Origin of the sequence: Winogradskyella sp., from assembly GCF_016744625.1 — a bacterium.
Lineage (GTDB): Bacteria > Bacteroidota > Bacteroidia > Flavobacteriales > Flavobacteriaceae > Winogradskyella.
Genome location: NZ_JADGDZ010000110.1, coordinates 1 through 9,936, shown reverse-complemented (window position 1 = coordinate 9,936; position 9,936 = coordinate 1). Strand labels below are relative to the sequence as shown.

The following is a 9,936-nucleotide window of genomic DNA, read 5'->3' as shown; positions in this document are numbered from 1 at the left end:
GTATAAAATTATATAAACATTTAATTTTTTATTTACATATTTGCCCAAATTGAAATTAACCCAAATCATAATAATGCCTACCAATTTAAAATTACCTGTAATTAAACGCTCCTATGTGTATTGAATCTTATTAATTAGGATTTTTAGTATGTATGTCTAAATTTTAAGGCGTTTTTATTCTATAATTTTAATTTGGTTAGCAAGTAAATAAACTTAATCCGTTTTAAATGGAACCTAAAATTAGTATCATAGTACCTATCTATAATGTTGAACAGTATTTAAATCAATGTGTAGATAGTCTTCTAAATCAGTCCCATAAAAACCTTGAGATAATTCTTGTAGACGATGAGTCTCCTGATAATTGTGCACAAATCTGTGACGATTATAAATTAAAGGACGACAGAATTGTCGTTATACACCAAAAGAACAAAGGTCTTAGTGGCGCAAGAAATTCAGGTCTAGAAATTGCTACAGGAGACTATGTTGCATTTGTAGATAGTGATGATTGGGTTGGATTAGATACATATAACACATTACTTAATCTTGCTTTAGAAAATGATTTAGATATTATTGAATGTGGTATCAGTGAAACAAGTCTTGTAGAAAATCCAACAGACGATGGTTCAACTACTATAAAAATAGAAAACGTTTCTCAAGCGCTTAAAAGAATTATAAATAATACTCAATTTTCAGCCTGTACAAAATTATTTAAACGATTATTAATTGGGGATTCTCGTTTTAAATTAAATAAAACATCTGAGGATATATATTTTGCTGTTGAAAATATTCCTAAAATAAAGAAAATGGGCTATTACGATGTTCCGTTTTATAGTTACAGGCCAAATCCAACAAGTATTACAAAAAGCCCTTATAGTTTAAAACGCTTGGATGATTCAATTACTGCAGGTTTATATCTTGAAAAAAACTTAAAATCACTTGCTGACAATGACACTGAATTAAAAGAAGTTATAAAACAACATATGCTTTTTAAAGTAGATATGCATTACAAAAGATTAAATTATAATGCACAATTAGATCCAGATTATAAACATAGAAACTACTTAAAAGAACTTCTTGACCATTATTATTATAAAAGCAATCAGCACGACTTTTATTTAAAACTAGCATCTCGTTTATCTACTAAAAGTTTCAACAAACTAATTAGATTAAATGAACTTAAGCATAAGCTTTTAAAGACCAATCAGATTTAATTCACTAATGACCAAAATTTTATAACAACAAACAAAGATGTCTAGAGTTTCAAAGTCATTAAAGAATGCAAAGGTTGGAGCGTTTTTCTTTCTAATTTCAATTTTTGTACAGTTTTTTTCGAGGAAGATATTTCTCGATTTTCTTGGTGATGAATTTATTGGCCTTGCTTCTACTCTTCGAAGTGTTCTAGGTTTTCTAAATTTGGCTGAATTAGGTATTGGTACAGCAATTGGCTATGCATTATACAAACCTATTTTCGACAAAAACCATGGAGAAATAAATAGAGTTATTGCACTTCTTGGCGTTTTATATAAAAGGATAGGGCTTTTTATTTTTGGTGCTGGTGTAATAGTATCCTTATTTTTTCCATTCTTTTTTGATGACATTCCTTTTTCACTTGGTCTTATTTACTTTGTCTTTTTCTCATTCTTAACATCTACGTTGTTAACCTATTTTATTAATTACCACATGACGTTGCTCGAAGCAGATCAAAAAGGCTATGTGGTACAAGTTTATTTTCAATCCTTAAATATTGCTAGACTTCTTTTACAAGCTGCCATAGCGTACTATCTTCAGAATTTCTATATCTGGATAATCATGGAAGTCATATTCGCTGGTTTCTTCAGTATTATTCTTAGATCAAAAATCAAACAACGTTATCCTTGGTTAATTATAAACTCAAAAGAAAAAGCAGAGATTATAAAGAGTTATCCAGATGTCATTAAAAAAACTAAGCAACTCTTTATCCATAAAATGGGTTCTTTTGTAAAAGATGGTACTGATAATATACTTGTCTATGCTCTAGTAAGTTTACAAAGTGTTGCCTTTTTTGGTAACTATCAGCTTATTTTTATGAAGCTTACAGGTCTAATAAAAATCACATTTGCTGGTACTGGAGCTGGTATAGGTAATCTGGTAGCTGAGAATGACAAAAAGAATATAGATAAGGTTTTTTGGGAAATGATGGCCTTGCAGTTTTTTATTGCAGGCTTTTTTAGTCTTGCGATATATTACCTTATAAGTCCATTCATAGTTCTTTGGATTGGCGAAAAATATATACTTGAAGAAGCCATAATCTTATTAATGATTGGTAATTTCTTTATTACCATGGTTCGGTCTCCTGTTCAACATTTTCAAAATGCATATGGACTGTTTTCAGATATTTGGGCACCTGCTGTTGAGATTATCATCAACTTAGTGATATCCTTAATTTTCGGAAAGCTTTGGGGAATTTTTGGTATTATGTTAGGAACTTTTACCAGTCTTTCCTTAATCGTAATGTTATGGAAGCCTTACTTTTTATATTCAAGAGGGTTTAAATCAAGTATATGGGACTATTGGAAAGGATTTATTCCTTTGGTAATAGTATTTCTGATTGCTGCATTTATTATCAATTTTATTTTTAATAATTTTTTGGATCTAACAAGCACAAATTTTTTAGAGTGGTGCATAAATGCTCTGATAATAAGCACTCTGGTTTTAATAATATATGGATCTCTAATGTATATGAGTTCCCAAGGATTTAGAAATTTTTACAATAGAATACAAAAACTGATTTTAGATAAAATTAAAAAGAAGTAAAAACTATATGTCGAAAAAGAAAATAGCTTTTGTAATTGGATCGCTCTCTTCTGGAGGCGCAGAACGTGTTATAACTAATTTAAGCAATAGCCTTATTGAAAGATATGAGATTGTCATTATTACTTTTGCTAAATCTACTCCTTTTTATCCTTTAGATGAACGCATAAAAGTCATTGCATGTAGAGAATCTAATGATCAACCCTCATCAACGTTTCAATCTTTAAAGCTCAACTTTCATTTAACAAAACGCATCTATCAAATATTAAAAAAGGAACAAGTAGATATCGCTATAGGATTTATTACTTCTGCGAATATATTAACAACTATTGCAGCTAAAATCTGTCGTATCCCTTGCATTATAAGTGAACGAAATAATCCGTTGGTTGAGAATGTACCTAAATTTTGGGTCATCCTAAGAAAATACTTCTATCCTATGGCAGACTGTGTAGTTTTGCAAACTCAAGGCGTAAAAAAAATCTATGAGAAGAAGATTAAACCTCATAAGATTACCATTTTACCAAATCCAATTTCATCAGAATTATCAGAATTACGAGATGAGACCATCCCAAAAGAAAAAATAATCTTGACTGTTGGTCGGTTAGACAAAAACAAATGTCAAGAGGATGTCATAAAAGCGTTCAAAGATATTAATGCAGATGGATGGAAAGTCCAAATTATTGGTGATGGTAATAAAAAAGAAGAATTGTTAACTCAAATTGAAGACTATAATTTAACGGATAAGATTGAAATTATTTCAAAAGTGAAGCGCATTGATAAATATTATAACAAAGCGTCTATTTTTGTTTTCACCTCTAAAACTGAAGGATTTCCTAATGTACTTTTAGAGGCTATGGATTATGGCTTACCCTGTATTTCTACAGATTGCAATTTTGGCCCTTCAGATTTAATAGAAGATGGAACAAATGGCTTCTTAGTCCCTATTAACGATGATGTGATGCTAAAAGATAAGTTGACCCTTCTTTTAAATGATGAATCACTTAGATCTCAATTTTCTATAAAATCTAGGGAAACCACAGAGGCATATCTGAGTGATACTGTTGTAGAAAAATGGGAAAATTTGATTTTAAATTTTATTTAATGCTGATATGAACCATGAAAATTAATATTATTTACCTTTAGCAAATGAAAATTTTAAAATATATAATATTAGCACTTGTTATACTTAATCTTCCTTCAAAGGCTCTTTTTACTGTAGGAGCAACGATTGGAAGTTTACTGAGTTATACTACAATGCTACTACTAATAGTTTATTATTTCTTATCTAAAAAAACAAGTCCAAATTGGAGACTTATAATCATAGCATTAGCCTATTTTGTCATTAGCGCTTTTCAGTTTTCTGGACCAAGTATGATATTCATATTAGAAGCTGTAAAGTATTTTATATTTCTAGTTTGCGGCTATGAATTGTGTAAAACAGTAAATAATGCAGAAATGTTTTATTTTATTTTAATTGGCTCACTTTCAATTGGTTATGACGCTCTATTTGTACCTACTAAATTTGGAAGATATTCTGGTGTTTATCTCAATCCTAATGTTGCTGGGTTTATGTGTATTTATGGTTATTCATTAGTGTATAGCCTCAAGAACACAAGTATAAAGTTACTTGGGCAGTTTGTATTTACACTAATGGGCTTATTAACATTCTCTAGAACATTTATTGTTATATGGGTTTTTCTGAATATTATTTCCTTAAGAATTAGCATAAAAAATATTAGAATTTTAGGACTCGTGATTCTAATTTTTAGTACGCTTGTTGTAATTGACGAGGTTGTTGGATTAGAAAACCCTCGTTTTGAGCAATTAAAGAGGATAGCTAATAATGAAGAAGTAACTGTAGAGGAGGTAAATACAGATAATAGAGCAGATACATGGGCACACTTTTATGATGATATATTAGCTGCACCCATTTTTGGTAGCGGCTATGGAACATTTTCTGGTAAGCTAGGCTCTTTGGGTGCGCACAACACCTATTTAATGATTATTGGTGAAGCTGGTATTATTGCTTTAACCATATTCTTAGCTTACATTGGCTATCTATTTTATTGGAGTATTTACTTTTTTAAACAACGACCCAATTTAATTATGCAGACTATTGCTTTAGCCATGTTTTTATTAGCTAATCACAATTTTTTTATTTTTTATTTTGTAACCTTTACAGCAATGTGGATTCAGTATCAAATATATGCGCTGAAGAATAATCCAGATGTTGATGAAAAACAGCTCGAATATGATAACATCTAAGGCAGATTATGTTGATTATCTAAATAAGGATAAAATTGCTCTAGGCTTAACATCAAATAGTCAACAGAGTAAAATTATTAATATAATTTCTCCAAACCCAATTTGGAAATTTCAAAAAGCGTTACGAAAACTAGAGTACTATACCAATTGTAAAAATAATGGGCTTAATAAATTCTATTTCTTTTACCTAAAATATAAATTCAAGAAAATATCAATGAAACTGGGTTTTTCTATACCTCCTAACGTATTTGGACCAGGTTTGTCAATTGTACATTATGGCACCATTGTTATCAACAGTAATGCAAAAGTAGGCAGCAATTGTAGGATGCATGCTTGTGTTAATATAGGCGCATCTGGAGGGACAAAAGAAGCACCTCAATTAGGTGACAATATATATATTGCTCCTGGAGCTAAAATTTATGGAAATATTAAAATTTCCAATAATACTGCAATTGGTGCTAATGCAGTAGTGCATAAAACATTTGAAGAAGAGGGCATTCTTTTGGCTGGAAATCCGGCAAAAAAAATAAAGGAAATTGATATTAAAAGAATTATAAAGCACATTTAAGTCAATAACCTAATATTAAGTGCTTTACTTTTTAAATTTAAAACTTCTATCTATATGATAATCAGTAACATTTTATGGTTAAAAATGACTTTAGTGTTAATTAAAGTTATTATTATACCATTCAAAGAATAATTTTGATTTATAAGATAAGATAGAACATATTTACGGTTTGAAATCATGCCAAATCGTGAGGACGACCCAAATTTAACCATATATGCTGTTTAATTCGTTAGAATTTTTCGTATTTCTACCTATAGTTTTTGCTTTATACTGGCTTATTGGTGGCAAACGTATAAAAAGCCAAAACCTATTAGTTGCTCTAGCAAGTTATGTCTTCTATGGCTGGTGGGATTGGAGATTTCTATCTCTAATATTGTTTAGTTCATTAGTGGACTACTCTATTGGTCTTTCTTTAGGTAAAATCAATAAACCTTCCAAAAGAAAATTATTACTTTGGATTAGTATTTGTGTAAACCTAGGCTTTCTAGGATTCTTTAAATATTATAATTTCTTTATTGATAGTTTAATCAACTCCTTTACTTTTTTCGGTAAAGAACTCAGTATAAATACACTCAACATTATATTGCCGGTTGGTATAAGTTTTTATACGTTTCAGACGCTGAGTTATACTATAGATGTTTACAACAAGAAATTAGAGCCAACTAAAGAATTTGTTGGATTTATGGCTTTTGTTAGTTTTTTCCCTCAGCTAGTTGCTGGTCCTATAGAAAGAGCTACAAATCTATTGCCTCAATTCTATAAAGAGCGCTCTTTTAACTATGCCAATGCTGTTGATGGTTTACGTCAAGTACTTTGGGGATTATTCAAAAAAATTGTCATTGCAGATAATTGTGCGAAGTACGCCAATATTATTTTTAATAATCATGACGATTATTCAGGAAGTACATTATTACTAGGTGCATTTTTCTTTGCATTTCAAATTTATGGTGATTTCTCTGGGTATTCAGATATTGCTATTGGTATTTCGAGATTATTTGGTTTTAATTTAAAACGAAACTTCGCTTTTCCTTACTTTTCTCGTGATATCGCTGAATTCTGGAGAAGATGGCACATTTCATTATCTACATGGTTTAGAGATTACTTATATATTCCTTTAGGAGGAAGTAAAGGTGGTACCAAAATGAAAATTAGAAACACGTTTATAATTTTTATTGTCAGTGGTTTTTGGCATGGTGCAAATTGGACATTTATTGTTTGGGGAGCATTGAATGCGATATATTTTTTACCATTATTGCTTTTAAACAAAAATAGAGTCAATACAGATATAGTAGCACAAGGTAAATACCTCCCGAGTCTAAAAGAGCTAGGTCAAATAGCTTTTACATTTTTCATTACACTTATTGCTTGGGTGTTTTTTAGAGCTGATAGTGTTGCTCATGCAGCTTCCTATCTAGAAAACATGTTCACATTATCCTTGTTTAACAAGTTTGAAGTATTCCCAACTACTATTTTGCTTTTAACACTATTCTTCATAATTGTTGAATGGTTAGGAAGAGCAGGAGAATATGCAATAGAGAGAATCGACTTTATGAAAAAACCTTTAAGGTGGTCATTCTATGTTATTCTTATAATATTAATGTTCAGCTTTACTGGAGAACAACAAGAATTTATATATTTCCAATTCTAGTATGATAAAGTTTCTTAAAAATATAGTCGTATTCCTTCTTATTACTGTAATAATAGGAGAAATTGTTGTTAGAGTAACTCATGCTGTTACGGATATACCTCAAAGAACTATTGATGATTCTGGAATTCAAAAATACTTCCCTAATCAAGATGGTTATTGGAAAGGTGGTGACCATCAATGGGTAGTTAATGAATTAGGATGGCCTGGGGAATTGCCAGATAGTAATGATAATTTGATTAATATCATCGGTGATTCATATATCGAAAACTTTATGAATCCTAATGAATGCCATCAATCGACTTTTCTAAAAGAAAACATGAAAGATTATAACTTCATGGAGGCTGCACGCTCTGGAGTTTCGCTTATTGAAGCTATGGAAATTAGTAAGCAAACTGATACTTTAAACCCTAAGCATACTCTGATTTATGTAAATAATAATGACTTTTTAGAAAGTATCGTTGAGGTAAAATCATTAAGCGATATTACACAAGTGAATCTAACAAATAATGAAATTGTTTTCGGTAAAATGAAAGCTCCTGGTGCTAAAAAAGTTCTATATACATGGAAACTACTCTACTACTTTTATAATAGATTTCCAATTGGTGGAAATAAAAAAAAGAAAAAGAAAGATGCACTCGAAACAACATCAAAAAAAGATGCTGAGCGTAAAACTGAACATGATGATAACATACTTAAACTAATCAATTATATAAAAGCTAACTATACGATTAGTAATAAAACTTTAGTGTTTCATCCCAATTCAGATCATATGATTATTGATATGTGTTTAAATTCTGGATTCAATGTTATTGTATTAGATTCAAGTAATGATAGTAAAGACTGGACCTTTGGTTATGATACACATTGGACATGCTATGGACATGAAAAAGTTGCAGAACAGGTCTCTAAAAATTTGCTTTCAAATAAATCTATATCACTAAGTAATTAGGCTATAAAAATGAACAACAAACCAAAAATAAAAATAATATTTCTACTACCTTCATTAGTTGCAGGTGGTGCTGAACGTGTTATTTCTTTTGTAGCTCAAAGTATAGATAAGGAGAAATTTGATCCTATTCTATTAGTTGCTGGTTTTGAAAAAGACTCCGCTTATGATGTGAGTAACGTCAACGTTATTTATTTAGATAAGCCTAGAATACTTACTGCGCTTCCTTCAATTATTTTGAAACTTATAAAGCTTAAACCTTCAATCGTTGTTAGCTCTATTTCTCATGTAAATACGGCAATGTCAATGATATCTCCACTTTTCAGAAAAACGAAATTTATAGGACGAGAGGCAACTGTTTTAAGTAAGCGTAAAAATGAAAAGAAGTCTAGAAAATGGTCACCAGCTTATTTATTGCCAAATGGTTTTAAAAATTTAGATATGCTTATTTGCCAATCACAAGATATGGCAGAAGATATGATCTCTAACTTTGAAGTTCCAAAACATAAGGTATGTGTTATTAATAACCCTATTTCTAACTTGCCTCCTGTAAAACAAAAGGCATTGCAATCTGATGTTAAAAAATTTATTACTGTTGGCAGACTAACAGAAGTAAAAGGTCATGCTAGAATTTTAGAAATGCTTTCTAAATTAAAAGTTCCTTTTAAATATACCTTAGTTGGTGATGGTGGGTTAAAGGACGAGATTTTTGAAAAAGCTAAAGCATTGGCTATAGACAATCATATTACTCATGTACCTTTTACGAATAAAGTAAATGATTACATTGCCGAAAACGATATGTTTTTACAAGGCTCTTATGTTGAAGGATTTCCAAATGCACTTTTAGAAAGCTGTGTAGTTGGCACACCAGTAATAGCATTTAATGTACCTGGTGGAACAAAAGAAATAGTAGACAATGGTATTAATGGTTTTTTGGTAGATGATGAAGAAACATATTTAAAAAGACTGAATGAAAATAGAGAATGGAATCCAAAGGAAGTGAGTGATTCTGTGTATCAGAAATTTAATAAAGAACGCATACTAGAACAGTATGAAACCTTATTTTTTGATATTTTAAAATAAAAAGCTGAAGTGAATAACACAAAACAAAACATAAGCATACTTAGTATAACCTTAGGAAGTGGTGGTGCTGAAAAAGTCATAAGCCTTTTATTGAAGCGTTTACAAGACGATTACAATGTCACTTTAGTGCTTTTCTATAATGCTATTCATTTCCCTATACCTAAGGAAGTTAATGTTGTCTTTCTTTCAGATAAAAGACCTGACAGACCATTTTACTTAAAAGCCATTGACACAGTAAAATTCATTCTTAAATATAAGCGTTTTGTAAAAAGAGAAAACATTAGTATCTCTATTTCATTCTTAGCGTTTCCAAACCTAATAAATGGTATAATTTCAACTTTAAATAAATCGGTAAAAACTATAATTAGCGAGCGCGGATTTCCTTCCGGTAATGTTTCAAGCAAGTTGTCACTCTATATTTCAAAATTATTTTACCCTCTTTTTTACAATAGATGCGATAAATTGTTTTCGAATTCAGTACACATCAATAAAGATCTAAAAGATAATTTTGGAATTAAGATTCCTATGGAAGTTATTTACAATCCCATTGAATTACCAGAGCCGGATGAAGATCAGCGGCAACGGAGTTATCAATTAAGCCAAGAAATTATGCAGGCATGTAACGATGCGGGTGGT

The 9,936-nt window shown here is 30.4% G+C and carries 9 protein-coding genes; all 9 read left to right on the top strand.

Annotation, left to right across the window (positions count from 1 at the left end; all coding sequences use genetic code 11):
• Window positions 1-227 precede the first annotated feature (227 nt).
• Window positions 228-1,211: a glycosyltransferase gene (locus QZZ53_RS15575; RefSeq protein ID WP_296386383.1), complete on the top strand. Its 984-nt coding sequence runs from the start codon at window positions 228-230 to the stop codon at window positions 1,209-1,211.
• Window positions 1,212-1,248: 37 nt separating this feature from the next.
• Window positions 1,249-2,793, top strand: coding sequence for a hypothetical protein (locus QZZ53_RS15570; RefSeq protein ID WP_296386380.1), 1,545 nt, complete (start codon window positions 1,249-1,251; stop codon window positions 2,791-2,793).
• Between the two features lie 7 nt (window positions 2,794-2,800).
• Window positions 2,801-3,892, top strand: coding sequence for a glycosyltransferase family 4 protein (locus QZZ53_RS15565; RefSeq protein WP_296386379.1), 1,092 nt, complete (start codon window positions 2,801-2,803; stop codon window positions 3,890-3,892).
• 44 nt (window positions 3,893-3,936) lie between these two features.
• Complete coding sequence (locus QZZ53_RS15560) at window positions 3,937-5,055, top strand: O-antigen ligase family protein (protein WP_296386377.1); 1,119 nt, start codon at window positions 3,937-3,939, stop codon at window positions 5,053-5,055.
• Window positions 5,042-5,623, top strand: coding sequence for a serine acetyltransferase (locus QZZ53_RS15555; protein WP_296386375.1), 582 nt, complete (start codon window positions 5,042-5,044; stop codon window positions 5,621-5,623). Before QZZ53_RS15560 ends, QZZ53_RS15555 begins: the two co-directional genes overlap by 14 nt.
• 214 nt (window positions 5,624-5,837) lie before the next feature.
• Complete coding sequence (locus QZZ53_RS15550) at window positions 5,838-7,271, top strand: MBOAT family O-acyltransferase (protein ID WP_296386373.1); 1,434 nt, start codon at window positions 5,838-5,840, stop codon at window positions 7,269-7,271.
• A 1-nt stretch (window position 7,272) separates the two neighbouring features.
• On the top strand, window positions 7,273-8,220 hold the full coding sequence (locus tag QZZ53_RS15545; RefSeq protein WP_296386371.1) for a hypothetical protein: 948 nt from the start codon (window positions 7,273-7,275) through the stop codon (window positions 8,218-8,220).
• 9 nt (window positions 8,221-8,229) lie between these two features.
• The gene (locus QZZ53_RS15540; RefSeq protein ID WP_296386370.1) at window positions 8,230-9,300 is read left to right on the top strand and encodes a glycosyltransferase; all 1,071 of its coding nucleotides are present in this window, start codon (window positions 8,230-8,232) and stop codon (window positions 9,298-9,300) included.
• 9 nt (window positions 9,301-9,309) lie between these two features.
• A partial coding sequence (locus tag QZZ53_RS15535; RefSeq protein ID WP_296386369.1) for a glycosyltransferase occupies window positions 9,310-9,936 on the top strand: 627 nt, incomplete at its 3' end.